This is a genomic window from Sandaracinus amylolyticus, from assembly GCF_000737325.1.
Lineage (GTDB): Bacteria > Myxococcota_A > Polyangia > Polyangiales > Sandaracinaceae > Sandaracinus > Sandaracinus amylolyticus.
Window position 1 is genome coordinate 510,272 of record NZ_CP011125.1, and the last position, 26,823, is coordinate 537,094.

Sequence of the window (26,823 nt, forward strand, 5' to 3'; positions counted from 1 at the left end):
CGCGAAGGGGACTCGCAGCGTAGCATCGCGGCGCGGGGAGCGAGAGCCCGTCGATCGAGGCGCTCGCGATTGCGCGGTGAGGTAGGATCGCATCCACGAGGAGAGGCGGATGGGCGCGATCGACGCGATCGGGATCGAAGCACGTCGAGTGCTTCTCGAGGTGATGATGTCGGTGGCGTGGGCCGATCGGGAGCTCGCGCCGGAGGAGCGCCAAGCGGCGCAGGCCGCGGCGATGTCGATGGGGCTCGTGCTGCCCGGCGACGGGGATCTCACGTCGCCCGATCGCCGGCCGGTGCCGCCCGAGGAGCTGGCGGTGGGGCCGCTGCGCGAGCGCGATCGCGAGCTCGTGTACCTGTGCGCGGCGTGGATGGCGATGGCCGACGCGGTCGAGGATCCCGAGGAGACGGAGCTGCTCTCGCGGCTCCGCGCGCGCCTCGAGGTGACCGCGGATCGTGCGACGTGGCTGATGGCGCGCGCGTCGGAGCTGCGACACGCGCAGGTCGCGTCGAAGGCGACGTGGTGGCGCAGCTTCGACAAGCTCGTCGTCGACGCGGCACGCGCGCTCGAGACGAAGCGTGCGTGAGCTCCTCGTGGTGAGCCTGCTGCTCGCGCTGTCGGCGACGACGGTGCGCGCGCAGGACGTGATCGTCGAGGGCGAGCAGGAGGACGCGCGCGAGGAGGTGCCGGGCTCCGCCGCGGGGCTGCGCTCGCGCATCGCCGCGCTCGAAGAGCGTGCGGAGCGGGCGAACGCGACCGAGCTGCTCGATCAGGCGCGGCGCGCGCTGACCGAAGCGGACCGACGGCGCGCGGCGGGCGATCCGGTCGCAGCGGCGCGCGCGGAGGCGATCGCGGATGCCGCGCTGCGCGTGGTCGAGCGGAGGATCGAGGCGCAGCGTGCGCGGGCGGATCGCGACGCGGCGCGGGCGCGGCTCGGCGAGGCGCAGGCGCGGGCGACCGCGGCGCGCGAGGCGCTGGAGCGAGCGCGCGCGGAGCACGCGCGGATGCAGCGCGCGGCGGATGCGCCGCCTCCGGCGAGCGAAGGCGCGGCGGGCGCCGGGGAAGAGTGATGACGAGCACGAGCACGTGGGCCGCCGTGGTCCTGATCGCGTGTGTCGGGTGCGGAGGTGGGCAGCGGCGGGCGAGCGACGTGCGGCGCGAGCTCGACGCGAGCGGGCTCGACGAAGCGCGCGAGAGCGCGCCCGATCTCGTCGCGGCGGCGCGTGACGCGCTCGAGGAGGTGGAGCGCGCGGAGGCCGCGGGCGAGCTCGAGGCGGCGGCGGATCACGCGACGCGCGCACGGCTGCTCGCGGAGGCGGCGCTCACCGAGCGCGAGCGCGCCCAGGCGGACGCGGCGCGGCTGGAGATCGAGCAGCGCTCGATCGAGCTCGAGGAGCAGGCACTGCGCGACGAGGCCGCGGCGCGCGCACTGGACATGGAGAGCGCGAGGCTCGCGGCGTCGCGCGCGGCGCGTGAGGAGCTGGCGCGCGCGATGGAGCGCGCGCAGCAGGACGAGGCCCAGCCGGCGCGCCGTCGCCGCGTCTCGGTGGGCGACGACGCGCAGGTGCGGCGCGCCGCGCTCGCGATCCGAGAGCGCGCGCGGCTGCTCGCGTCGGCCGCGGCGGCGATGGGCGGCGAGCTGAGCGCGCTGGCGCGCGTCGAGGAGCTCGCGCGGCGCTCCGCGAACGAGAGCGCGCCGATGGAATCGCTCGAGCTCGCGGAGCAAGCGCACGAGCAGGCGCGCGCGCTGCTGGGCGCGGTGCGCCGATCGCGTCCGGCTCCGGCGCGCGAGGAGATCGGCGCGGCGATCGAGGCGATCGAGACCGCGAGACTGCGCGCGGTGCAGCTCGAGCGAGGGCTCGCGATCGAGCTCGAAGAGATGTTCCGCGCCGGCACCGCGACGCCGAGCGCGGGCGCGAGCGCGCGCATCACGCGGGCCGCGGAGGTGCTGCGCGCGCTGCCGCACGGACCGGTCGCGATCGAGGTCGACGTGAGCGGCACCGGCGATCCCGCGACGCGCGTGGCGCGACAGCGCGGCGAGTGGGCGCGCGGCGCGCTGATCGCGGCGGGCGTGCCTGAGGATCGCGTGGTGTGGCGCGAGCCGAGCGCGCCGCGCGCCGGCGACGGAGAGCGACTGCGCCTCGTGCTCGTGGCGTACGCCGAAGCGCCGGCGCCGCCGGCGACCGAGACGACGACGCCTTGAGCGTCACCACGGCATCGCAGTGACGAACCCGCTGTGCTCCGCGACGACGATCGGCACCAGCGCGAGCAGCGCGAGCGCCGCCAGCGTCCAGATCGCAATCCCCGCACCGAGCGCGACGCGGTCCAACCGTGGAGCGAGCGTCCAGACCGCGCCGCTGACGCCTAACGCGACACCCGGGCCCGACATGCACGACATGCCGTACGGCCCGTGCGGCGTGCTCGGCCACAGCACCGCGTCCGGCAACATCCCGCACGCGAGCGGCGCGGCGACGGCTGGCAGGACGAGCAACACCGCGAGCCACGCCGCGCGACGCGCGGGACGTGTGTCGCTCGCGGTGACGACGACGAGCGCGAGGAACGCCAGTGGCGCCGTGCCGACCGCGAGCAACCAACCGGGTGGCTCGACGAACCAGCACGCCGTGAACGGCAGCACCAGCGCCGCGAACGTGACGACGGCCGCGTCGAAGCGATCGGTGCGCGACATCGCGCCACTCTAGCGCGAGCGCGTCACTCCTCGTGCAGCCGCGCGCTCTCGGCGATCGCGGCGAGGCAGCGCCGCAGCGCGTCCTCGTCGATCGTCCCGTCGGCGCGGCGCGCCTGCTCCATGCACATGCCCGCACCGCCGCCGCGCGTGTCGCGGCGGCGCGCTTCGCTCCGCGCGACCGGCGGCGGGCTCGGCTGGGGCGCTGCCGCGGGCGCGTCGTACTCCTCCGCGGCGAGCGCGCCGCCCAGCATCCGCCCGTAGCCCGAGCTCGCGCTTCCGCTCGCCGAGGGGCGCGCCGGCGGCGCGATGCTCACGGTGCGGCCGCGCATCGCGCGCTCGGTCGCGACCATCCCCGACGGCACCTCGCTCGGCTGCTCCACGCGCAGCGCCTCGCCCTCGACGCGCTGGCTCTCGTCGATCGCGACGAACGCGGTCCACGGCGTGAGCAGGTGGTGGCGCAGCCCGAGCTGCGTGACCTCTTCCTGCAGCGTCGCGTTCGGCGCGAGCTCGAGCGCGGTCATCAGATCGCCGACGCGCGTGCGCGCCCAGATCGATCCCAGCTCCTCGCGCGCATCACCGCCGCTCGCCGGGAGCGACACGCGCACTCGCTGCTCGAACGGGCGCCCCGCGACGCGACCGCGGATCACGATCTCGCCCTCGCCGCCGCGCGCATACCGTGCGTGCACGCGCAGCGGGCGATCCGCGAACAGATCGGGCAGCCGGCGCGGGTACGCGTCGCTCACCGCGAGCCCGCTCCAGTCGATCGACACGTCGGTGAGGTACGGCCGCGCGATGCGCGCGTGGAACACCTCCGCCGCGCGCTCCGGCGACTCGCTCGGCAACACCACCTGCACGTCGCCGCGCCCTTCCTCCGCGACGCGCGCCAGCAGATAGCGATTCACTGCGCTCCCCACGCCGAACGCGAACACGCGCGCATCGCCGAGCTCGTCGTGCACCGCGCGGAAGACGTCGGTCTCGTTCCCGATGTACCCGTCGGTCAGCAGCACCAAGATGCGCATCCGCCCCGCTTCGCCCGCGGGCTCGAGCGCGGCGCGCAGCCCCGAGATCATCTCGGTCGCGCCGAGCGCGCGCAGCTCGCCGACGAACTGCTCGGCGCGCGCGACGTTCTCAGGCGTCGCGGGAAGCGCGCCCGCATCGAAGGCGCGCACTGCGTCGGAGAACCCGAGCACGCGGAACGTGTCGCTCGCACGCAGCCCGCGCAGCGCGGTGATCGTCGCGGCGCGCGCGAGCTCGATCGGTCGTCCGTTCATCGAGCTCGAGGTGTCCACCACGAACACGAGCTCGCGCGGCGTGGTCTCGCCCTCGGGCACGTCGAGGCGCGGATGGATCGAGAGCGCGAGGTGCCCTGCGTCACCTTCGATCGGCGCGCTCGCCATCGTCGACACCGTGGGCGCCGTGCCCGCGACCCGGAAGCGCACCTCGAGATCGCGATCCGCGCGCGCCGCCTCGCGCAGCGAGACCCGCACCCGCTGATCGTTCGAGCGCGTCACGTCGATCGCGTGGGTCGGCGACTCGACCTCCGACACCGCGACCCCGAGGTCCGCGTCGATCGCGACCTCGACGCGATCGGGCCGCGCTTCGCCGGGCGCGAGCACGATCTGGCGCGGCGTCGATGATTCACCGGATGAATACCGAGGGCCCGCGACCATCGGGTACACGAATCGGTGCGAGCCCTCTTCGTAGGGCATCGCCTGCGTGTACTGGAGCACCACCCGCACCGTCTGGCCGGGCTGCACGTTCGCGACGCTCTGACGGAAGAGGTTCGGTCGCTCCTGCTCGAGCAAGCTCGCGAGCACGCCGCGACGGCGCGCGTCGTCGTACGCCTCGCGCGCCTCGTGACGACGGCGGATGTCGGCGTGCACCACACGATCACCGGCGCGCAGCTCCATCGCGTCGACCGCCGCGCTCTCGGGCAGCGGGAACAAGTACACCGCTTCCACCGCGCGCGCGTACGGGTTCGCGAACTCCTGCTCGACGCTCACCCGCGCGACGAACCCGCTCACCCGCGCCGACACGCGCGTCGACTGCAGCACGAACCCCGCGACCTCGCCCACGCGCGCGTTGCCCGCGAGGCGCAGCGTGCCCTCGCTCGGTCGCTCGTCCGCCTCCACCGGCGCGACGTCGCCGACCACCGCGCCCGTGTGCTGCGCGTTGCCGCCCCACATGTGCCAGCCGTCGAGCGTGTCGTCGCCCACCTCGAGCGCGACGACCCCGCCGCGCGTCGTGCTCGCGTACACCCAGCCGTGCGCGACCGTCGGCTGCGCCGCGATCGGCTCGCCCACGTCGTACGCCCACGCGGTCATGCCGGTGTCGATGTCGAGCCCGAAGAGCACGCCGTCGCGCGTGCCGAACACCATCTGCGCGCCCGCGATCGCCGGGGAGCTCGCAGGGCGCGTGCGCGCCGCGTCGGTGTACTGGCGACGCCACAGGAGCGCGCCGGTCTCGGCGTCGCGCGCCTGCACCTCGTTGCCGATCGTCTGGTACGCGCGGCCGTCGACGATCGTCGGGCGCGATCCCTCGAACGCCCATCCCGCCTGCACCCCGCCGCTGTCGGGGCGCGGAGGCAGGAACGACGCGGGCGCGCCGTCGTGCTCGCGCATCGTCGAGCCGTCGCTCTTCGCGAGCACCGTCGCGACCTCGATCGTCTCGCGCGCGCCCGACTCGTTCTGCCGCCGCGCGCGACGCGCGACGTGCACCGTCTCGCCGTGGAGCCAGGGCGCGCTCGTCGCGTCGAGACGCTCTCGCCACACCACGCGACCGGTGCGCTGATCGAGGCGCCACACCGTGCCGTCCATCGTGGTGAAGAACACGTCGGTGCCGTCGAGCACCGGCGCGTTGAGCACGTCGGCGGGCACGTTGCGCGTCCACAGCACGCGCCCGGTGTCGAGGTCCATCGCGGTGAACCCGTAGCCGCCCTCGTCGCGCACGTGCCCGCTGAACACGCGACCGTTCGCGGCGGCGGGCTGGCTCATCAGGGGATCGCCGAGCCAGCGCGACCAGCGCTGCCTTCCGGTGCGCGCGTCGACGACGAACAGCGTGCAGCTCTCGGTGTTGAACAGCACCTTGCCGTCGAGCGCGATCGCCGCGGTGGGCCCGCCGTCGGGCGCGGCCGCGCGCCAGTCGAGCTCGCCGGTGCGCGCGTCGAACGCGTAGAACGTGTGGCTCGTGAAGCCTCCGCCCAGCATCACGCGGCCCTGCGCGTAGACCGGCGTCAGCGGGTTCTCGCGCGTCGCTTCGGGCAGCCGCGCGAACCATCCGCGCCGCTGTCCGTCGAACGTGAAGCGCGCGCTGCGTCCGCTGCGGACCTGCGGGATCGCGAGCGGTCGCGGCGTGAAGCGCGCCGCGAGCGGGGTGGTGTCGGCGGGGATCGTCGGCTCGGGCGGGCGCGCGGCGGCGCCGTCGAGATCACGCGGCGCGGGCGGTGGCGCGATCGCGATCGGCGGCGCGATCGGCATCGCGGGCGCGGCGCTCGGCGCGCGTGGCGGTGACGCTGGCTGCGCGTCCTGCCCGGCGCCACATCCGCACGCGATCAGCGCGATCGCGACGACACACATCCCTCCGCGCGCGCGATGTGCACCGCGCGCGACGCCCGACGTTCCTCGGTCCATGACGGCCCCTCCGCCTGTCGAGTGCGTGCGACCGAGCGCGCCGTGACCGCCTTGGGCGTCGGAGACGAAAGACTCGAAGCGCGAGCGACGTGCGCGGGCCCCGGAGCTTCGCGTGCCCGAGTGGGAGCTTCGCGTGCCCGAGGTGAACCTTCGCGTGTACGAGTGGGAGCTTCGCGTGTACGAGTTGGAGCTTCGCGTGTACGAGGTGGAGCTTCGCGCGTACGACCTGGAGCTTCGCGTGTACGAGTTGGAGCTTCGTGATCCCGACCTGGAGCGAGTTGGCTCCGACCTGGAGCTTCGCGTGTACGAGTTCGAGCTTCGTGATCCCGACCTGGAGCGACTTGGCTCCGACCTGGAGCGAGTTGGCTCCGACCTGGAGCGAGTTGGCTCCGACCTGGAGCGACTTCGTCGGCACCCGGGCCGACCGCGCGAGCCGCGCGGATGTGCGCGCAGCTCCTCGGGATTCGGCGGTACCCGCCCAGGACCGCCGGTTTCGCGACCGGCACTCCCGTGGTGACGTCACCGGACGGCGTCACTGCTACGCTCGCGACGCCATGCTGGTCTCGAGCTACAGCGCGCGCACCATCGCGCCGTTCCAGCGAGGTCCACAGGACGCCGCGCATCCGACGATCGAGATCGTGTGGGTGACCAGCGGCCGCATCGCCGCGACGGTCGACGGCGCGCCCCAGTGCCTCGACGCCGACTGCTTCTCGGTGATCGCGCCGGGCACGCCGCACTCGAGCTGGACCCTCGACGACGAGGTCACGAGCCACGTGCTGCACCTCTTCGCGTCGCCGCGCGTCGCGCTCACCAGCGGCGTCTATCCGCGCGAGGGCGAGGTCGCGAGCGTGCTCCGCGCGTTCCCGCCGCCCACCGCGTCGCGCCGCGAGCTCGAGCGCGCCGCGCGTGCGCTCGTCGACGCGACGAGGACGCTCGCGACGCCGCTCGGCGCGTCGGTGGACGAGCGTGTGCTCCGGGTGGCGCGCTCGGTCGCGCACGATCCCGCGGCGCCGGTGACGCTCGCCGAGCTCGCGCGTCGCGCGCGGATGAGCCGCCACCACTTCGCGCGCTCGTTCCGGCGCGACATCGGCCTCGCGCCGATGGCCTACGTGCGACGGCTCCGCGCCGAGCGCGCCGCGGTGTTGCTGCGCGTGACGGATCGCTCGATCGCGGAGATCGCGTTCGCGTGCGGCTTCAGCTCGGCGGGGCGGCTGAGCGAGGCGTTCCGCGCGCGCTTCGCGACGAGCCCGACGGCGTGGCGAGAAGAGCAACGCGCGGAACGAGCGCGGCAATCGCCGTGATGCGACGCGCGTCGCGGAGCGTCACGGCTTCGCGTCATGCGCACTTCATCGCTCGCCCTGCTCCTGCTGGTCGCGTGCAGCACGCCGCCCGCGCCGATCGACGCGTCGTCCGACGCGCGCTCCGACGTCGAGCCCGACGCGTCGCCGCAGCCCGAAGACGCGGGCCCGCCGCTGCCCGCGCTGCCCGCGCCGTGGCGTCGCGAGCCGTCGTTCCCGACGGGCGTCGATCACCACGCGACGGCGATCGTGGAGACCGCGGCGGGCGCGTACCTCTACGTGCTCGGCGGCATGACGGCGGACTCGAGCGGACGACCGCTCGCGATCCACGACACGATCCACCGCGCGCGGATCGGCGACGACGGAGCGCTCGGCGCGTGGGAGCTCGAGCGCGTGCTCCCGGCGCCGCTCGCGTTCCACATGATCGCGACGAGCGGGAGCACGATCGTGCTCGCCGGAGGCCTCAGCACGCGCGACGACGGATCGCTCGGATGGATCCCGTTCGTGATGTGGTCGAGCGTCGACCACGAAGGCCACGTCGGGCCGTGGCAGGGGCTCGAGGCGATCGCGACGGCGACGCTGCACGGCGCGGCGGTGATCGCGGGCGAGCGCCTGTATCTGGTCGGCGGAGGCGCGGGCGCGGCGTCGTCGCACACCGCGGTGCGCTCGCTGCGCATCGCGGGCGGCGTGATCGACGACGCGCGCGACGAGATCGCGTTGCCCGCCGAGCGCAGCCATCACGTGCTCGAGGTGCGCGACGGGCACTTGTACGTCGCGGCCGGGTTCGCGGGCCCGCCGGCGCCCGCGACGAGCGTGCTGCGCGCGCCGATCGGCGAAGGCGGCGTGCTCGGCGCGTGGGAGGACGTCGGCGCGCTCGCGGAGCCGGCGTGGACCGCGTCGTCGATCGTGAGCGAGGACGCGCTGGTGATGATCGGCGGCGGCATCGGCGAAGGCCCGACCGATCGCATCGTGCGTGTGGCGTTCGACGCGAGCGGTCACGTCGCGCCGATCGAGGAGCTCGCGCCCCTGCCGTACCCGCGCGCCCACGTGCACCAGACCCCGTCGTTCGGAGGCCGCATCTACAGCGTCGGTGGCCGCCGCGCGGAAGGGCTCGGCCAGGCGTCGTCGAGCGACGTGTACAGCGCCGCGCTCGACGCGCTGGCGAGCCCGTGACGATCAGGGCTCGGTCATCAGCTTCGTGAGCGCCCGCGACAGCGGCGGCGCGCCCTCGACCAGCGGCTCGATCGGCGCGCTCGACAGCGTGTGGACGTACAGGAGGCGCTGGCCCTTGCGCGGGCCGCGTGCGTGCGCGAGGAGCGCCGCGAGCGTCTTGCTGGTGTACGCGGGATCGAGGGTCAGGCCCTCGGTCTCCGCGGCCACGCGCCCGGCCTCGCGCCCGGCGCCCGTCGCGTAGCCGTAGCCCTCGCCGAGGAAGCCCTCCTCGATCGTCAGGTTCTTCATCGCGATCTCGCCGACCCCGGGGAAACGGTCGGTGTGCTCGCGCAGGCGCTGCACGAGACCGCGGGTGAGCGTCGCGAGCACCGGCTTGTTGAGCAGGTGCCGCGGCGTCACGCGCACCGCGACGATCTCCGCCATCACGCCCGCTGCCGCGAGCCCGACCGCGAGCCCCGCCGCGGTGCCGCCGCTGCCGAGCGGGACGTAGATCGCGTCGGGCTCGCGCCCCGGGAGGTCGAGGAGCTGCCGTGCGATCTCGAGCCCCGCCTCGACGTAGCCGAGCACGCCCGTCGCGTCGCTCCCGCCGGGACCGATCACGAAGACGCGCTTCTTCTGCACCTTGAGCTTCGCGGCGACACCCGCCATCGCCGCGGGGAACATCGCGTAGCCCGAGAACGGGTGGAGGATCGCGCCGCCCTTCAGATCGGCGCGCAGGTTCTCCTCGACGTGCGGGTTGCGCACCTGCGGCATCACGACCGCGTGCACCTCGAAGCCGCGACGCCGGCCGTACAGCGTGGTCGCGAGCACGTGGTGCGAGCCCGCCGCGCCGGTGGTGAGGATCGTGTCGGCGCCCTCGGCCGCGGCCTGCGCGAGCAGGAACTCGAGCTTGCGCACCTTGTTGCCGCCGTAGAGCGTGCCGGTGAGGTCGTCGCGCTTGCACCAGACCTCGGCGCCCGCGACCGACGAGAGCTTCGCCATGCGCTCGAGCGGGGTGGGCGAGGTGCCGAGGTCGACGTGGGGGATCGCGGAGAGGCGAGGCCACCGTTCGACGAGCAAGGTCATCCGCGCGGCCATCGTACTCGACGCGTCGATCCACGCACGCGTGAAAAACGAAAGAGGCCGGCCCCTTGCGGGACCGGCCTCTCGGTCGTGCATGCGCGTCTCGAACATCGGCTCGCCCGCCGGTCCCCGTCCGGGACCTGCGGGACGAGCACTCCTGCAGGCGCTCAGCTCACTCGGCGGCGCGATCCGAGATGATGAACTGCACGCGGCGGTTGCGCGCGCGGTTCGCCGCCGTGATGTTCGGCACCAGCGGGCGCGTCTCGCCGTAGCCCTGCGCCGTCAGGCGATCCGCCTCGACGCCGAGCCCGATGAGCCACGTGCGCACCGCCTCCGCGCGACGCTGCGAGAGGTCCATGTTGTGCGCGTCGTCGCCGTTGCTGTCGGTGTGGCCCTGGATCTCGACGCGGCGGATCGCGGGGTTGCGCAGCAGCGCGTCCGCGATCTCGCTGAGCAGCGGCGCGCTGTCGGGCAGGATCTCCGCGCTGTCGGTCGCGAAGTTCACCTGACGGCGGATGATGATCTCGCGCGCGCGGACGTCGACGAGCGAGCGGCGCGGGCGCGCGATGACGGTGATCTCGGGGGCCGCGGTCTCGCGCGGGCGGACCTCGAAGGTCTCCTGCGTGATGAGGTAGCCCTCGGCGTCGACACGCGCGGTGTACGTGCCGGGCGGCAGGCCCTGGCGCGCGAAGCCGCCGCTCGCGTCGCTCGAGACGCTGAACGCCTGCGGTCCGGTGACCTGCACGTTCGCGCCGACGACCGGCGTGCCGGTGTCGCTGCGCAGCGTGCCGCGCACGTCGCCGAGGCGCGGCAGCGGCTGGAGCTCGCAGCGGACCTCGACGTCACCGCCCTCGGCGGCGATCGTCGCGCTGCAGCGACCCGCGTTGTACTCGGGGTGCGTGAGGTCGACGACGACCTCGCCCGGCTCGAGCTCGTAGCTCACGAAGCGTCCGTCCGCCGACGTCGACTGCGGCGTGAGCTCGCGACCGACGTACGTCACCGTCGCGTTCGCGACCGGGGTGGTGGTGCCCGCCTCGACGACGCTGCCGATCACGCGACCGCGCGCGGGCGGCGGCGTGGTGACCTCGATGCGGCGCTCGACCTCGCGCTCGACGGTTTGGATGCGCGGCATCGCGTCGAACGCGTAGCCGAGCCCGAGGATCACGTCGTACGGCGCGTTGCCCGAGAGCTCGCGCACGAACGTCGACATGCCGGTCGTGCCGATGTCGACCGCGGCCGTGATCGAGAGACCACGGAAGGGCGGCATCACGCGCACGCCGATCGTCAGCGTGCTCGGGAACGCGTCGAAGCCCTGGCGCTCGAGGCAGCCGTCGTCACCCGCGATCGGATCGCCGGTGATCGGGTCGGGCACGTAGAGGCAGTTGTAGCCCTGGCGGTTCACCGGCACGCGCAGGACCCACTCGAGGATCGGGCTGATGGTGAAGTCCTGCATCACCGTGAACGGCGCCTCGAGGCCGATCGCGACGTCGAAGAAGTCCGTGCGGTTGATGTCGAGCGAGTAGCGCTCGAAGCGCGTCAGCAGCTGGCGCGTCTCGTCCTCGTAGGGCAGGCGCGCGTCGGGGCCGACGGTCGGGAGGCCGTTGTAACGAGCCTGCTCGGCGTCGTCGACCAGCGCCTCCGAGTTGTCGAAGTAGTACTGGAGGTTGAGGCGCGCGATCAGCGGGATGGGCGACTCGAGGCCGCGAAGGTCCGCCGCGAGGTTCGCGCGGATGCCGACGCTGGTGCTCTCGCCGACGAGGCCGATGTCGCCGACGGTGTTGAGCAGGTGCGCCGAGACGTCGCCGCCGACGACGAGGAACGGAAGGATCTCGTAGTAGCCCTTCACGCCGAGCACGGAGTCGCCGAGCACCTGGAAGAGCTGCGGGCTCTCCGCGGGGTTGTCGGTCGAGTTCGCGTAGCTCGCGAGCGAGCCGTAGAGCTCGATGAAGTCGAAGGGCGTCCAGCTGATCGAGAGCGAGCCGCCGATGTGGCTGTGGTTCGCGCCCGAGTTGAGGAAGCCGTCGGCGAAGAAGAAGTCGGTGAGGAGCTGGACGCGGAACGTCTCGCTCGGGCCCGAGCCGGCGTCGACGACGTGGATGCCGCCCACCGAGCCGCCCCACGTGTTGTGGAGGACGATGCGGCGATCACGCCATTCCTCGCTCGGCCGATCGCGGATGAGATCGCCGCCGCGGCCGCGATATCCGGTGGGCTCGGTGGCGCGGGGCGGATCGCTCGGCGGCGCCTCGACGTCCTCGCCACCTTCCTCGCCGAACTCGTCGGACTCGAGGTCGTCCTCTTCGAGCTCGCTCTCGTCTTCCGCGGGGGGCGGGGCCTGACGCCGCTGCTCCTCGCGCTCTTCTTCCTCGAACTCCTCGTCGAACTCGTCGAACTCCTGCGCGAGCGCGACCGAGGGTGTCAGGGCCGAAGCTGGAGCGAAGAGGAGCAGGGAGAGAAGAGCGAGTGAAGTCGAAAGTCGCATCCGGTGCTCCTGTGACTGAGCGCGACCGCGTTCTACCACAGCTGACAAGGGCAGATCACGGTTTCGGCCCGTCGTCGGGTCGTGGCCAAGCGCGCAGAAATCCATCGTTCGGACGCGCGCGTTGAACGGCGGTTCAGGCCGATGCGCGAACGCACGAGCGATGGACGCGCGAGCGCGCCCGGATGGCTCTCAGGGAACGGCGACGAAGAGCGAGACCTTGCCGTCGGGCGGGATCATCACCGGCCGCCCGGGCGTCTCGTTGCCTTGATCGTCGCGCGCGCTGACCGTGGCGCGCCCCGGCCGCACGCCGTGGATCTCGCAGGTCCCGGCGGTGGTGCGGCAGCTGCCGATGACGCCGTCGGCGTCGCGCAGCACGACCTCCGCGTCGGCCACTTCGTTACCCGGGCGTCGCACGTGCACGACCACGACCGGCTCGGCGAGCGCGGTGGTCGAGACCCCGAGGATCGTCATCGACGCGAGGAGCGCGAAGAGGCGCGCGCGCATCATCGAGGGATAGCGCGCGCGCCCGGCCCTCACCACTCTTCGCGCTCGCCGTCCGGCAGCTCGACCTGCGCCGAGACTTCTTCTTCTTCTTCTTCCTCGAACGCGGCCTCGGCGGGCTCACCCACCGACATCGCGACGGCGGCCGCCGCGGCCGCGACCGTCGCCTGGGCGCGGGCCCACGGGGCGCCGGGACGCGGCGCGGGCACGACCCGCTGCGACGCGTCGATCTCCGGGCGCGGCGGATGCGCGGGGCGCGGGACGCCACCCTGGTAATCGAAGTACCCGCTCGACTGCGCGGCGTCGGGGCGCTCCGCGGGCGTCGGCGTCCACACCGGCTCGAGCGACGGACGCGTGAGCGCGCGGCCCTCGAACGAGTGGGGCGAAGGCAGCTTGCCGGGCTCGCGCGCGCGCGTCGGGTAGGGCGCGGTCGGCGGGCGCTTCGCGGGCGGGCGCTGCGACGGCGCGGCGGGCGGGCGCTGCGACGCGCGCGCGGGCGTCGGCGTGGGCTCGGCCGCGTGATCGCCGTACGACGCGACCTCCGCGAGCTCGCCGACGTCGACCTCGCCGGTGCCCGAGTCCTGCGGCTCGGGCTCCGACGGCTCGTCGGCCGCGGCCTGCGCCTGCCAGTCCTGCGCGTCGTCCTGCCACGCCGGCTCTTCGGGCTCGCTCGCCGCGGGCGCGGGCTGCACCGCCGCGGCGCGCTCGAGCTCCTCGACCGACACCTCGCCGGTCACCGGCTCGCCGCCCGCCAGCGACGCACGCGCCATCAGGAGGCGCTCGAACATGACCTCGTGCATCCCCTCGAACTGCAGCGAGTCGAGCACGACGTCGTAGCGGTACTCCGGCGGGTGCTCCTCGCCGTTGTCGAACGAGCCCTGCACGCGGCCCACGCCGGCGAGCGCGACGTTCCCATCGCCGAGCAGCACCGTGAACTGCACCCACTCGCCCTCGGGCATCGGCTCGAGGTGGGGCAGCATCAGCCGCTCCTCGTCGACGCGCTGCGCGAAGTTCTCGGTGAGCTCGCTGAGGTCGGCGAACGGCGTGGGGATCTGGAGGACCTGGGTCATCGGGGCTCTCTCTGCTGCGGGCGCGACGCGGTGGGCGCGTCGGCCGTCGTCGTCCGGGGATCGATCGGGCGCGTGCGGACGCCGGCTTCGCCCGCGGCGAGCAGCTCCTCGACGCGCGCTTCCGCGTCGTCGAGGCGCGTCCCACCGAGGCGCGCGAGGCGCACGCCCTCTTCGAAGAGCGCGAGCGAGCGCTCGAGCGGCAGATCGCCACGCTCGAGCTCCCCGACCACCTCGGAGAGGCGCGCGAGGATCGCTTCGAACGCGGGCTCCGCCGGCTCGGTCACGGCGAACGACGATGCACGAGCGGGCGCCCCGGGGTCAACGACGATTCTCTCGCCCTCACGGCGCGAGCCGCACGTCGGCGTCGGCGTGGGCGAGGTCGCACACGACGAGCTCGCCGCTCGGCAGCGTGCGCTCGCGGAGCCACGTGCCGTCCGCGAGCACGATCTCGACGTCGATCGCCGCCGCGCGATCGAGCCGCGCGTGCAGGCACGTCGCGCCCGTGGCGCTCGCGTCGACCCCGCGGAGCGCATCGAGCAGCGCGCGCCGGACCCGCGGCTCGGGCTCGATCGCGAGGCGCGACGCGATCGCGGGGACCACCTGCGCGTCGCGTCCTCCGTCGAGGCGTGCGAGCGCGCTCGCGGCGGCGAGGCGCACCTCGGGCGTGCCGTCCTCGAGCAGCGCGGCGATCGCGACGCGCGCGCGCTCGTCTCCACGGCGCGCGAGGGACGTCGCGGCGACCGCGCGCAGCCGCGGCACGTCGGATCGCAGCGCCGCGAGCATCGCGCGGCGTCGATCCCGCGCGTCGCGCGCGAGCTCGGCCTCGGGGGCGATCGACAGCGCCTGGAGCGCGGCGGCCGCGCGCTCACGATCGTCGAGCCACGCGAGCGAAGGCGCGGGTATCCGCATCCCGAGCGCGACCGCGGCGGCGATCTCGATCTCGAGCGCGACCGCGTCGTCCTCGCGCCCGATCGCTCGGGTGAGCGCGTCGTCTCCGTCGCCGAGCATCGCCAGCGCCCGCGCCGCGATCGCGCGGGCGTCGGCGTCATCGCTCGCGAGCCGGGCACGGATCGCCGCGCGCGCGCTTCCGTCTCGCGCGACCGCGCGCAGCAGGAGCGCGCGATCTCCGTCGCCCGCGGCGATCACCCGGAGCGCGCTCTCGCGCGTCGAGCCCTCGAGATCGCGCCATCGGCGCAGCGCGATCGCGAGCGCGGCGTGCGCGTCCTCGTGCCGGCTCGCGATCGCGCGCAGCGCCTCGACGCCCGCGCCCTCCGCGATCCGCGCGAGCGCATCACACGCTGCGCCGCGCGTGCGCTCGTCGTCGGCGGCGCGCGCGAGCAGCGCCACGAACGCGACGTCGGGCAGGCCGACCATCACGCTCCACGCGGCCTCGCGCGTGTGGCTCGCGAGCGCCTCGTCGAGCAGCGGCGCGGCGCGCGCGGGATCGATCACCGCGAGCGCCTCGATCGCCGCGATCGAGACCTCCTCGCGCCCGACCTGCGCCGCGACCGCATCGCTCGCGTGACGCCCTCCGATCCGCGCGATCGCGTGCAGCGCCGCGATCGCGACGCGCGCATCGCCGTCGGAGATCGCGGCGAGCACGACCGGGCTCGCGCGCTCGTCCCCTGCGATCCCGAGCGCGTCGATCACCGCGACGCGTGTGTCGACGTCGTCGCTCTGGGCGCGCGCGAGGAGCGCCTCGACCCCGCTGCGATCTCCGATGCGCCCGAGCACCATCGCCGCGCGCGGCGCGATCGCGGGCACGTCGAGCAAACGGGCGACCTCGTCGACCACGACGCCCCCGAGCTCGATCAGCCCCGCCGACGCGAGCTCCGCCGCGGGCCCTCCGAGCGCCGCGGCGAGCGCGCGACGCGCGAGCGGGAGATCGATCGCCGCGAGCGCCCGCACCCGCGCCTCGCGCTCCTCGTCGCGCAGCCGCAGCACGTTGTCGCTCAGGGCCTCGATCGCCCGCGGATCGCGGCGTCGCGCGAGCGCGTCGACGATCTCCGCGCGCACGTCGGGATCGGTCTCGCGCTCCAGCGCGGCGAGCAGCGCGTCGACCGCGAGCTCCTGCGCGCCCTCGCGACCGAGCCGTCGCGCTGCTCCTCTCCGCGCCACGCGATCGCTCGACACCAGCGCGCGCACGTCGCGCTCGATCGGCAGCCGCTCGAGCCACCCGCGCGCGCTCGCCGCGCACGAGATCACGAGCGAGACGATCAGGATCAGACGGGGATCGCGAGCCACCAGTGAAGCCAGAGCATCACGCCGCCGAAGAGCAAGCTGGTCGCGATCATGAGGGCCCCTGCACCGCGCAGGAACGAGCTGATCTCGTCGAGGCTCGCGCGCTCCATGCCTTCTTCGGTGCGGTACGAGATGCGCGGCGGGCCGACGTCGTCGGCGACCGCTTCCCACGACGACGCGGCGGCGCGGTACGGGCCCTCGTCGAGGTCCGGCGTGCTCGCGCCATCCGCCGCGCGGAAGCGCGCGACGAGCTCGATCTCCTCGCCCGCGCGCAGCCTGCGCTCCGCCACGAGCCCGCCGTCACCGGTCGCCGTCGAGCAGTCGATCAGCACCTCCGCGGGATCGACGAGCAGCCGCGCCGAGCCGTCGTCGAGGAAGAAGCGATGCGCGGACCATCCGTGGTCGACCTCGCGCATCAGCGGTACGAGGCCCCCGCCCACCGCGGCGTAGCGCGCGCGCTCCACGTAGACGCACGCCGCGCCGTCGATCTCGCTCGGCGTCGTCCGGATCGGGATCACCCGCCCGATCACCCGGAAGCGTCCTGGCGCGAGCTCGGCGATCGAGGTGCGCGTGGCGCCCTCGCGGAGCGTCGGCTGACGCGCGCGCCGGATCGACCAGATGACCATCGAGACACCCGCGATCGTTCCCGCGAGCACGACGTAAAGGGGCAACACTTCTCGCCACCTCCGTCGATCGAGACTGCAGTGCGCGCGCGCTCCTAGCAAGACCTCCAGGACGCCGGAAAACACACTCTCGACGCCGCTCGTGTATCTCGGGTACCCTCTGAACCGGTCGCTCGAAGTCCGGCATTGACACGGATCGGAGAGCCAGGGATCAATGATCGCAGAGGGTGCAATCGTGCGATCCGTCTCGAAGCGAAGCTCGAGTCGGCGCACGCCCGGGAGGGCGTGTGGCGGCTGACGCTTCGGGCAGCGCGCCGGCAGCCGGCGGCCGATCGGCGTCGTCCCAGTCGGGACCGGATCCGCTGATCGGCCGCGTGATCAATGATCGCTTCCGCATCGTCTCGCTCATCGCGCGCGGCGGGATGGGCAAGGTCTACCGCGCCGAGCAGGCGCCGCTCGGCCGCGAGGTCGCGCTCAAGGTCCTGAACCCGAACTACTCCGGCGACAGCGACCCCGAGTTCCACAAGCGCTTCTTCCTCGAAGCGTCGACGACCGCGAAGCTCACGCACCCGAACACGGTGTCGATCTTCGACTACGGCCGCACCGACGACGACATCTATTACATCGCGATGGAGCTCCTCGAGGGGAAGACGCTCCATCGCGCGCTGCGCGAAGCGGGCCCGATGGACGCGGGCCGCGCGCTCCACATCGCGCGCCAGGTGTGCCGCTCGCTGCGCGAGGCGCACGGGCTCGGCGTCATCCACCGCGACCTCAAGCCGGCGAACGTCTACCTCGTCAAGCACGGCGACGAGAGCGACTTCGTGAAGGTGCTCGACTTCGGCCTCGTGAAGAACCTCGAGGACAAGGGCGAGGACCTCACGCAGACGGGCCTCTTCATGGGCTCGCCGAAGTACATGTCGCCCGAGCAGATCCGCGGCGAGCGGGTCGACGGGCGCGCCGACATCTACGCGCTCGGCGTGATCATGTACGAGATGCTCACCGGGAAGGTGCCGTTCGATCGGCCCAACTCGGTCAACATCCTCATGGCGCACGTGCACGAGGCGCCTCCCGCGATGCGGGAGATCAACCCGAACGTGCACGTCCCGCCGATCCTCGAGCAGATCGTCATGAAGACGATGGCGAAGAAGGCGGAAGACCGCTTCGCCTCGATGGACGAGCTGCTCGTCGCGCTCAAGCAGGTGAGCGTCGACGCGGGCCTCGGCGGGCTCTCGATGCACCAGTCGCTGAGCGGCGAGTTCGCGATCCCGAACGCGACCGGCGCGTTCGCCGCGGTCGCGATCAGCGGCGACCCGCTCTCGATGACGGCGACGGGCAGCGGGCCGACGCCCTCGCTCACGCCGACCGGCACGCCGCTGCCCCTCGGCAGCTCGCCGGGCGCGCTCGGCGCGCCGCCGTCGGTCGAGCAACCGACCAAGAGCCGCTTGCCGATCGTGATCGCGGCGGTCTCGGTGCTGGTGCTGCTCGGCGTCGGCGTCGTCGCGATGAACAGCGGCGCGCCGGAGACCGAGACGCCGGCCGTCACGACGACCGTCCCGCCGCCGCTGCCGACCGGCGAGCGACCCGATCCGACCGGCACTGGCGCCGGCACGGGCACCTCGGTCTCGACCGGCGTGGGGACGCCGACGCAGCCGCAGGTCGTGCACACCCTCGTGTCGCTGCGCTCCACGCCGGCGGGCGCGATGGTCAGCGTCGAGTCGTCGGACGGCGCCACGCGCCAGTACGGCCCGACGCCCGCGGACGTCGAGTGGACCGGCGCCGACGCGGAGCGCGGTCGACAGGTGACGTTCCGCTTCGAGCTCCAGGGCCACCGCGACTTCTCGGTGACTCGGACGATCTCCGGCGACGAGCTCGAGGTGAGCGCGGAGCTGGAAGCGGTGGCAGCCGGACGGCCCTTCCGTCCGCGGCCGCCGCGCCGCCCCGAGGGCGGGGGGACCGACGGTCCTGTGGGACCGGTCAAGGGATACAAACTGGATCCGTACTGACGGCTCGCGCGACCATCGCCCGGTCGGTGGTCGTGCCCGTCGAGCTCGTACAACCCGGTCGGAAAACGGGGTGGGGGATCTCGGCCCGCGCGGCATCCGCTGCGCGTGAGGCCAGGGATCCATCCGTCTGCGCGCCTGCCGGTCAGCAAACCTGCCTGCAGCGAGGTCCTGCTTGAACGACGTGAACGCGCGCGCGAACGGAGGTGCCCAGGTGAGCGAGCCTGCCGCCCGACTCATGGTTCCCATTCCTGCCGATCACAAGCGCCGTCGTGTCGGCGCGCTGCTCCTGACCGGGCTGCTCGCGGGCATGGCGCTCGCCGCGTTGGATCCGAGCATCGCGTACGCCGACGTGCGCACCGAAGCGCGCACGATGTTCCGCCGCGGCATGGCGATGATCGCCGAGGGCAACATCGACGAGGGCGTCGCGCAGCTGCAGGAGGCGTACGACATCCTCCCGCACCCGAACGTCATCTACAACATCGCGCGCGCGTACGCCGAGGCGGGCCGCTACGCGGAGGCGGTCGAGTACTTCGAGCGCTACCTCGAGAGCGATCCCGCCGATCGCGACGAGGTCGTGAGCTTCCTGACCGCGCTGCGCCAGCGCATCGACTCGCAGCAGCAGCGCGCGGTCGCCGCGGCGCAGCCATCACAGCCGACGACCGCCGAGCCGCAGCCGCAGGTCGAAGCACCGCTCGCGAGCGCCGAGGAGATCCAGGCGCTCGAGGACTCCGCGACGCAGATCGCCGCGCTCGCCGAGGCGACGCAGAGCGATGCGCTGCGCCAGCGCGCCGAGCGTCTCCGTTTGCTTGCCGAGACGCTCCGCTCGCGCCGCGATGCCGCGGACGTCGACGGCACCAACGAAGTGCCGGGCACGTCGCCCGGCGAAGAGCCGGGCGAGAGCGGCGGCTCGAGCACGACCCAGGGCAGCGGTCAGCTCGCCGAGGGCGAGACGCAGCCGGACGGCGAGGACTCGCTGCAGCTCGGGGCGCAGCGTCAGGGCGACACGTACGAAGAGTCGGTCGTCAGCTCGTCGCGTGCAGCGCAGTCGCCGCTCGATGCGCCCAACTCGACGACGACGATCACCGCGCAGGACATCCGCCTGTCGGGTCTGCAGTCGCCCGCGCTCGTGCTGCGTCGCGCGGCCGGCGTGTCGATCCAGCAGAGCAACCCGGGTGATCCGCAGATCTCGATCCGCGGCCTCAACCAGCGTCTGTCGAACCGCACCATCGTGCTGATCGACGGCCGCTCGGTGTACCTCGACTTCCTGGGCGCGACGATCTTCGGGATGTTGCCGCTCAACATGGAGGACATCGAGCGCATCGAGGTCATCCGTGGTCCCGCGTCGGCCCTCTACGGCGCCGACGCCGTCACCGGCATCATCAACATCATCACGCGTCCGATCGGCGAAGGTCGCAGCTACGTCAGCGCGAACCTCGGCACCGGCGGACAGCTGATGGTGCGCAGCGGCGTGTACGCGCGCGCCGATCGCTTCCGCTTCCGCGTCGCCGGCGGCTATCAGCGCGAGGATCAGTTCGCGCGCGAGGTCTCGGACCAGCGCGTCGACATCCTTCCCTCGGGCCGCGATCCGAACCTCGGCTACGAGCGCCTCTCGTTCCAGGGCGACGTCAGCTACCGCTTCGACGGCGGCTACACGGCGCGCGCCGGCTCGGGCATCTCGACCGGCGAGTTCACCTTCCAGGGCGTCAGCCGCCTTCGCCAGCTGCGCCCGCAGAACGTCACGTTCGCGCAGACCTACGCGAGCTTCGAGACCCCGTGGGGCCTCTCGTCGCGCGTGTTCTGGAACCGCTTCAACACCGACGTGAACAACATCGGTCTGATCCCCGGCGGTCTCGACCTCATCCAGGACCAGAGCGTGCGTCGCTCCGACGTCATCGACGCGGAGCTCGTGTTCTCGCAGACGTTCGATCTCCTCGGCATCGAGAACCAGTTCATCGGCGGCCTGGCCTATCGCTTCAAGGAAGTCGACTGGGAGTGGCTGCGCGATCAGGTGCAGACGCAGCACCACGGCGCGCTCTTCCTCCAGGACACGCTGCGCTTCTCCGACGTGCTCCAGGTCGTCCTCTCGATCCGCGGCGACCTCCACCCGCTCGCCGGTCCGCAGGTCTCGCCGCGCGGCTCGATCGTCGTGCACCCGACGCCCGGCCAGTCGATCCGCCTGACCGGCGGCGCGGCGTTCCGCTCGCCCACGTTCGCCGAGTCGTACCTGCAGGTGCCGAACAACACGCCGCTGCGCGGCGTGATGGCGTTCGGTGTCGGCAACGAGCGGCTGAACCCGGAGCGCCTGATCTCGGTCGAGCTCGGTTACATGAACCAGATGACCGAGTACTTCGCCCTGGAGCTCAACGGTTATTACAACGTCGTGCTCGACCAGATCCTGCTGACTCGCAATCAGCAGTTCCGACTGGCCGACTTCCAGGGTGGCAATCCGCTCGCGCGTTATTTCCCCGAGCACCAGGCCTATCCGCTGTCCGCGCTCGAGTGGGCGAACGAGCCCGAGCAGTTCCAGCAGATCGGTGGCGAGATCGGTATCCGCGTCTTCCCGGTGCAGGGCCTCGACATCTACGCGAACTACGCGATCCACGAGACCAGTCCGTTCGTCGGTTACGACGGGGCGGCCGGTCCGCTCCACGACGACCAGCGCACGAGCGCGCACATGGTCAACGCGGGCATCCAGTACCGCTCGCCGTTCGGGCTCGATCTGTCGGTCGATTTCTCGTGGCAGAGCGACCAGTACTGGGTCGAGCAGGAGCTCGATCCCGAGCGCGGCGGCGTCGCGTTCCGCCGCTTCCACCTGCCCGCGTACGCGACGCTCAACGCGCGTGTCGGCTGGCGCTTCTTCGACGATCAGCTCGAGCTCGCGTTCGTCGGCACCAACCTGATCGACGACGGGCACCGCGAGCATCCGTTCGGTCAGCCCATCGACCGCCGCTTCCTCGGGTCCGTGACCGTTCGCTTCTGATCCGGCGTTTCGATCGCCCGCGCTCGGAGGGGAACGAGCGCGGGCCTCAACTCGGGCCTCTCACTTTGGCACTCGCACTCGGTCAACGAATCCGCTGCTCCATGCTCGTCGCGACGGTGCTCACCGGTGCGTTGGGGATCGGCTCGGTCGCACGTGCAGACGTTCGAACCGAGGCGCGCACCCATTTCCGTCGCGGCATGGCGCTCATCGCGGAAGGTCGTGTCGACGAGGGCGTCGCGGCGCTGCAGGAGGCCTACGAGATCCTCCCGCACCCGAACGTGCTCTACAACATCGCTCGCGCGTACGCGGAGAGCGCGCGCTACGACGAGGCGCGCGACTACTTCGAGCGATATCTCGAGACCGATCCGCCCGATCGCAGCGAAGTGCAGCAGTTCCTCGTCGCGATCGGAGATCGGCAGGCAGCGGTCGAAGCGCGCGAGCGCGCGCGACAGACGACGGAGCCCGGCGCGGCGTCGACGTCGGAGCCCTCGAGCGAGAGTCGGCCGCTCGCGACGAGCGAAGAGATCCAGGCGCTCGAGGACTCGGCGACGCAGATCGCGGCGCTCGCGGAAGCGACCCAGAGCGAGGCGCTGCGGCGGCGCGCGGATCAGCTGCGCGCGCTCGCGGTCGATCTGCGCGGTCGCATGGGCGAGGGCAGCGGCGCGCGCGTCGTGGTCGAGAGCGGCGGCGGTGGGAGCGCCGGCGGCGAGGCGATCGGGGGCGGTGGCGGCGCTCAGGACCCCGCGGTCGATCCCACGCTCGCCATCCGCGAGGCCGAGGCGGACGTGTACGAAGAGTCGGTCGTGTCGGCAGCGCGCTTCGCGCAGTCGCCGCTCGACGCGCCGGCGTCGACGACCGTCATCTCGCGGCAGGACATCCGTCTGAGCGGTCTCTACAACCTGCCCGAGGTGCTGCGCCGCGCGGCGGGCGTCGACGTGATGACGACGACGCCGGTCGACTCGAACCTCGGGATCCGCGGGTTCAATCAGCGCCTCTCGAATCGAGTGCTCGTGCTCGTCGACGGACGGTCGACGTACATCGACACGCTCGGTGCGACGCTCTGGATGACGCTGCCGGTCGGTCCTTCGGACGTCGAGCGCATCGAGATCATCCGCGGCCCGGCGTCGGCGCTCTACGGCGCGAATTCGTTCAGTGGCATCGTCAACGTCATCACGCGCCCGCCGGGCGAGCCCTCGACGGAGGCGATCGTCGGGGGCGGCAACGGCAACACGTTGTGGGGCCACGCGCAGACGTCGGGCCGCATCGAGCGGCTCGCGTATCGCATCGCGGCCGGGTACCTGACGACGCATCGATTCACGCGCGAGGTCGGCCCGGATCGCGTCGACTATTTCACGCCCGACGAGTACGGCGATCCCGCGGCCGCGACCGCCGGCGGATTCGCGAACGCGAGCCTGCGATATCGGATCATCCCCGAGCTGCAGGTCAGTCTGCAGGGCGGTGTCGTCGATCGACTGCAGAACTTCCAGGGCACCGGCCCGCTGCGCGACTTCATCGCTCGCGGCCCGGTCGCGCACGTGCTCGGCAGCATCGAGACGCCCTACGGCTCGATTCGCGCGTTCTACACGCACTTCGACGCGCAGGCGCAGCTCAGCTCGGTCCCGCGCGGCGGCGATCCGGTGCGCGGTGACTTCGTCTCGGGCACGTTCGACGTCGAGGCGGAGTTCGCGCAGGAGTTCGATCTGCTCGTGCACCACAACCTGCACGTCGGCGCGAGCTATCGACGCAAGACGGTCGCGTGGGACTACCTCGGTCAGGCGTACGAGCAGAACCACTACGCGCTGTTCATCCAGGACGCGATGCGGCTCACCGAGTGGCTCAGCCTCGTCGGCAGCTTCCGCACCGACTTCCATCCGCTACTGCCCGATCCGGTGTTCTCGCCGCGCGGCGCGCTGCTCGTGCATCCGTCCGAGCGCTCGACGATCCGTGCGTCGGTGGGCACCGCGTTCCGGACTCCGACGTTCCTCGAGTCGTATCTCGACCTCCGCAATCCCACTCCGATCCCCGGCGTGCACGTCATCGCACAGGGCTCCGAGATCGCGCGCGGCGGCGTGCTGCAGCCGGAGAACATCCTCTCGGCGGAGCTGGGCTACCGGAACGAGGAGTTCGAGTTCCTCGATTTCGAGATCAACGTCTACTACAACCGTGTGAGCAATCTGATCTCGCTCGCACAGGTCCAGCCGTTCCGGCTCGCCGATTATTCGGGTGGCGTCGATCAGGGTGATTTCCTGCAGAGCTACTCGCGCGGCACGGCGAGCTATCCGGTCGGCACGATCACCTTCCAGAACGAGCCGCCGATCTTCGACGTGGTCGGCGGCGAGGCGATGACGCGCATCTATCCCGTCACCGGCCTCGACATCTACGCGAACTACGCGATCAACCAGACGTTCACGACCGTTCCTGCGACCGCGAGCGGCGTGTTCCGCGCCGACGAAGCGCGCACGAGCACGCATCACGTCAATGCGGGCATCCAGTATCGCTCGGAGTTCGGTCTCGACATCAGCGTCGACTTCCACTTCGCGAGCGAGCAGCGCTGGCTCGAGCAGGTCTTCACCACCGAGGACGGGGGTGGTGTCGCGTACGGCGAATTCGATCTCCCGGCCTATTACCTGATCAACGCGCGCATCGGATATCGGATGCTCGACGACCATCTCGACATCGGGATCGTCGGATTCAACATCACCGACAACCGACACAGACAGCATCCCTTCGGTCAGGAGCTGTCGGCGCGCTTCATGCTCACCGTCGCCTACCGGATGTGAGAAGCGGAGGACACCAGCACATGCGCTCGATTCCCCACCTCGGAACGCTCTGCGTCGGAGTGCTCAGTGCCGGCCTCCTCGTCGGCGGCTGCGACGATCCGAACACCGACACGTCGCGGCGCAACGGCGGTGCCGGGCCGGATCCGACCGGCGTGATCGAGGGGACGGTCCTCTACGTCGGTCCGCGCCCCGACTGCGTGCGCGCGGGAGACGACGGCACCGGAGAGCCGACCGAGATCATCGGCAACGTGATCCTCACGCTCTTCGTGTTCGACAATCCGCCGCCGCCGACCGGCAGCGCGTCGAGCGCGACGAGTCTCCTGACGATCCCCGGCGAGACGATGTTCTCGCTGAACGACTGCATGCCGGTCGACGCGACGGCCGAGGATCGCCGGCCGATCATGCGCTCGGCCCCGTTCATCTGGCCCGAGCTCGCGCTCGGCCGCGGCGTCTGCGACGACCCGGATCCCGAGAACCCGAGCTGTCCGGGGACTGCCTATCAGATCCGCGGCTTCTTCGATTACGACGGCGACTTCAATCCGTTCTTCAGCGTGCGCAACCTGCCGACCGCGGGTGACGTCGCGGGCGGCGCGTTCATCAGCACGACGGCGGTGCCGCCGCAGTTCCAGCGCATCGCGTTCGGGCACATCGACGAGAACCCGAACGGTCAGGTCGTCGAGGGCGTGGCGGTGACGCTCGGCGCTCCGGTCGCGACCGAGCGCCCGGTGTTCCAGGTCGCGGCTCAGACGCGCGCTCTCGACTCCCGCGATACGCTGCCCACGACCGAAGATCCGATCGTCCGTGAGGCGGAGTTGCTCGCGCTCACGAACATGCGCCTCGACTCGATCGTCGAAGCGACGCCCGGCGCGCGGCCCTCGTCGGCGTGGCAGAACGCGTTCACCGCGGCCGGCATCGATTCGAGGAGCTACTTCTTCGGCAGCCCGGCGTACGGCTTCTACGTCGCGCCGGTCGACGCGAACAACGACGGCATGCAGGACGCGCATCCGATCCTCGGCACCGCGCGCATCAACTACTTCTTCCCGGTGCCGATCGTGCGCCGCGCGCGCACGCCCGCCGAGCAGCGCAGCGGTCTGCCCGACGTGCTGATCGTCGGCTCGATCCCGCCGACGACGCAGAACGTGCTCACGACCGGTGGCTTCCCGGTCGAGGCGTTCAATCAGGTCCGCGCCGGCATTCCGCCGATCGCGGTCATGATCACGAACCCGCAGATGCCGAGCGAGTGCCGCGTGCCGATCATCGCGCCCGGCAACACGGCGGAGACGTACGAGCGCATCTGGGTCGATTGTCAGGAGCTGCCGAGCGGCAACTACGACATCAACCTGCTGAGCGGCCTCGCGGGCGCGCAGATCGTGAACGCGATCGAACAGTGCCTCAGCACGTGCACGCGTGATCCCGCGACGTGCGAGACGATCTGCAACATGACCGCGCCGCGTCGCACCGAGACCGGCAACACCCACTGCCGCGACAACCCCGCGGCAGTGACGGATCCCATGGCGCCGCCGCGCATCTGTTCCGGCAGCGCGTCGGGTCAGGCGTGGTCGGTGCCGAACGAGCTCGGCTGCCCCGACTTCTCGTACCGCATCGGCGCGGTGAACCAGCTCGATCCCGTGCGCGCCGATGGCTCGCTGCCGCTGTGCGGCGAAGACGGCTCGGTGATGCTCCCCGAGCAGGGCCGCGCGGGCGCGTGGTCGATCGTCGACGTCGCGGACGACACCACGCCCGAGCAGGCCGCGTCGTTCGATCCCGGCCACGGCATCCCGGCGTGCGAGCGCGCGCGGCGTGTGGCGACCGGCGAGGAGTCGAGCCCGGTCGCGTACATGCCGGTGTCGAACCCGGCGTGCTGCCCGCCGACGCTCGACGTGTTCTGCGGTCTGCCGCTCTGCCCGCTGCGCAGCGCAGCGACGGACATCAACGGCGACGGCGCGGTCGACGAGGGCGATCTCATCGCGCCGGATCTCGACCTCGACATGACCGCGCCCGCTCCGTACCCGTACCCCGAGGCCGTGGTGCCCGCGCAGGATCCCGCAGCGAGCCGCAGCACGCGCGAGATGCGCGTCCGCGGCACGGCCGCGGGCGACGGCGACTACCACATCGACGAGGACGACCGCGTCGTCCCGCACTGCACGCCGTTCCTGATGCCGGCGGGTTGCTGCCAGATCGCGGAAGCGTGCGAGCAGGATCCCGAAGGCGACGCGTGCCCGCGCTGATCTCGCCCGCGAGTTGTGGGGTGTGACCCGCGGCGGTACTCTCCTCTGCGCCATCCGCGGATGGTGCAAAGGA

Annotated in this window: 18 protein-coding genes; 9 read left to right on the plus strand and 9 right to left on the minus strand. The window is 72.3% G+C overall.

The features are described from left to right. Positions 1–109 precede the first annotated feature (109 nt). The 3 genes from DB32_RS02070 to DB32_RS02080 are packed head-to-tail and all read left to right on the plus strand — an operon-like array spanning position 110 to position 2,200. Positions 110–583: a hypothetical protein gene (locus tag DB32_RS02070; protein ID WP_053230732.1), complete on the plus strand. Its 474-nt coding sequence runs from the start codon at positions 110–112 to the stop codon at positions 581–583. Beyond that, positions 576–1,067 carry a hypothetical protein gene (locus DB32_RS02075; RefSeq protein WP_053230733.1) on the plus strand — a complete coding sequence of 164 codons (492 nt, stop codon included), beginning with the start codon at positions 576–578 and terminating at the stop codon, positions 1,065–1,067. The genes DB32_RS02070 and DB32_RS02075 overlap by 8 nt, the downstream gene beginning before the upstream one ends. Next, positions 1,067–2,200 (plus strand): coiled-coil domain-containing protein, encoded by a 1,134-nt coding sequence (locus tag DB32_RS02080; protein WP_053230734.1) that lies wholly within the window; start codon positions 1,067–1,069, stop codon positions 2,198–2,200. Before DB32_RS02075 ends, DB32_RS02080 begins: the two co-directional genes overlap by 1 nt. Before the next feature lie 3 nt (positions 2,201–2,203). Here the strand turns inward: DB32_RS02080 and DB32_RS02085 are convergent, their stop codons facing one another. Continuing rightward, positions 2,204–2,683: a hypothetical protein gene (locus tag DB32_RS02085; protein ID WP_053230735.1), complete on the minus strand. Its 480-nt coding sequence runs from the start codon at positions 2,681–2,683 to the stop codon at positions 2,204–2,206. Between the two features lie 23 nt (positions 2,684–2,706). Then, positions 2,707–6,312 (minus strand): outer membrane protein assembly factor BamB family protein, encoded by a 3,606-nt coding sequence (locus DB32_RS02090; RefSeq protein ID WP_053230736.1) that lies wholly within the window; start codon positions 6,310–6,312, stop codon positions 2,707–2,709. A gap of 554 nt (positions 6,313–6,866) precedes the next feature. Here DB32_RS02090 and DB32_RS02100 point away from each other — a divergent pair. Both DB32_RS02100 and DB32_RS02105 read left to right on the plus strand, forming a co-directional pair. After that, positions 6,867–7,613: an AraC family transcriptional regulator gene (locus DB32_RS02100; protein ID WP_053230738.1), complete on the plus strand. Its 747-nt coding sequence runs from the start codon at positions 6,867–6,869 to the stop codon at positions 7,611–7,613. Positions 7,614–7,649: 36 nt separating this feature from the next. Then, positions 7,650–8,783 carry a Kelch repeat-containing protein gene (locus DB32_RS02105; RefSeq protein ID WP_053230739.1) on the plus strand — a complete coding sequence of 378 codons (1,134 nt, stop codon included), beginning with the start codon at positions 7,650–7,652 and terminating at the stop codon, positions 8,781–8,783. A gap of 3 nt (positions 8,784–8,786) precedes the next feature. On the opposite strand, the gene DB32_RS02110 is transcribed toward DB32_RS02105, so the two are convergent. The 7 genes from DB32_RS02110 to DB32_RS47885 form a co-directional block, all read right to left on the minus strand. Beyond that, positions 8,787–9,848 (minus strand): 1-aminocyclopropane-1-carboxylate deaminase/D-cysteine desulfhydrase, encoded by a 1,062-nt coding sequence (locus tag DB32_RS02110; protein WP_169791299.1) that lies wholly within the window; start codon positions 9,846–9,848, stop codon positions 8,787–8,789. Between the two features lie 169 nt (positions 9,849–10,017). After that, positions 10,018–12,324: an OmpA family protein gene (locus DB32_RS02115; protein WP_053230741.1), complete on the minus strand. Its 2,307-nt coding sequence runs from the start codon at positions 12,322–12,324 to the stop codon at positions 10,018–10,020. A 189-nt stretch (positions 12,325–12,513) separates the two neighbouring features. After that, positions 12,514–12,828, minus strand: a complete 315-nt coding sequence (locus DB32_RS02120; protein ID WP_169791300.1) for a hypothetical protein — start codon at positions 12,826–12,828, stop codon at positions 12,514–12,516. Positions 12,829–12,857: 29 nt separating this feature from the next. After that, the gene (locus DB32_RS02125) at positions 12,858–13,895 is read right to left on the minus strand and encodes a hypothetical protein (protein ID WP_053230743.1); all 1,038 of its coding nucleotides are present in this window, start codon (positions 13,893–13,895) and stop codon (positions 12,858–12,860) included. Further along, positions 13,892–14,179, minus strand: a complete 288-nt coding sequence (gene xseB, locus DB32_RS47880) for an exodeoxyribonuclease VII small subunit (protein WP_053230744.1) — start codon at positions 14,177–14,179, stop codon at positions 13,892–13,894. The genes DB32_RS02125 and xseB overlap by 4 nt, the downstream gene beginning before the upstream one ends. Positions 14,180–14,234: 55 nt before the next feature. Further along, positions 14,235–16,139, minus strand: a complete 1,905-nt coding sequence (locus DB32_RS02135; protein WP_053230745.1) for a HEAT repeat domain-containing protein — start codon at positions 16,137–16,139, stop codon at positions 14,235–14,237. Then, entirely contained in the window at positions 16,118–16,810 is a 693-nt protein-coding gene (locus DB32_RS47885) for a hypothetical protein (protein ID WP_053230746.1), read from the minus strand. Before DB32_RS47885 ends, DB32_RS02135 begins: the two co-directional genes overlap by 22 nt. Before the next feature lie 323 nt (positions 16,811–17,133). Between DB32_RS47885 and DB32_RS48995 the strand changes: the two genes are divergently transcribed. From DB32_RS48995 to DB32_RS02160, 4 genes are all read left to right on the plus strand, one after another. After that, positions 17,134–18,762 carry a serine/threonine protein kinase gene (locus DB32_RS48995; RefSeq protein ID WP_240481149.1) on the plus strand — a complete coding sequence of 543 codons (1,629 nt, stop codon included), beginning with the start codon at positions 17,134–17,136 and terminating at the stop codon, positions 18,760–18,762. Between the two features lie 235 nt (positions 18,763–18,997). Continuing rightward, positions 18,998–21,742, plus strand: coding sequence for a TonB-dependent receptor domain-containing protein (locus DB32_RS49865; RefSeq protein ID WP_053230748.1), 2,745 nt, complete (start codon positions 18,998–19,000; stop codon positions 21,740–21,742). 101 nt (positions 21,743–21,843) lie between these two features. Continuing rightward, on the plus strand, positions 21,844–24,522 hold the full coding sequence (locus DB32_RS02155) for a TonB-dependent receptor domain-containing protein (protein ID WP_053230749.1): 2,679 nt from the start codon (positions 21,844–21,846) through the stop codon (positions 24,520–24,522). 20 nt (positions 24,523–24,542) lie between these two features. Continuing rightward, positions 24,543–26,750, plus strand: coding sequence for a hypothetical protein (locus tag DB32_RS02160; protein WP_157068614.1), 2,208 nt, complete (start codon positions 24,543–24,545; stop codon positions 26,748–26,750). Positions 26,751–26,823 lie beyond the last annotated feature (73 nt).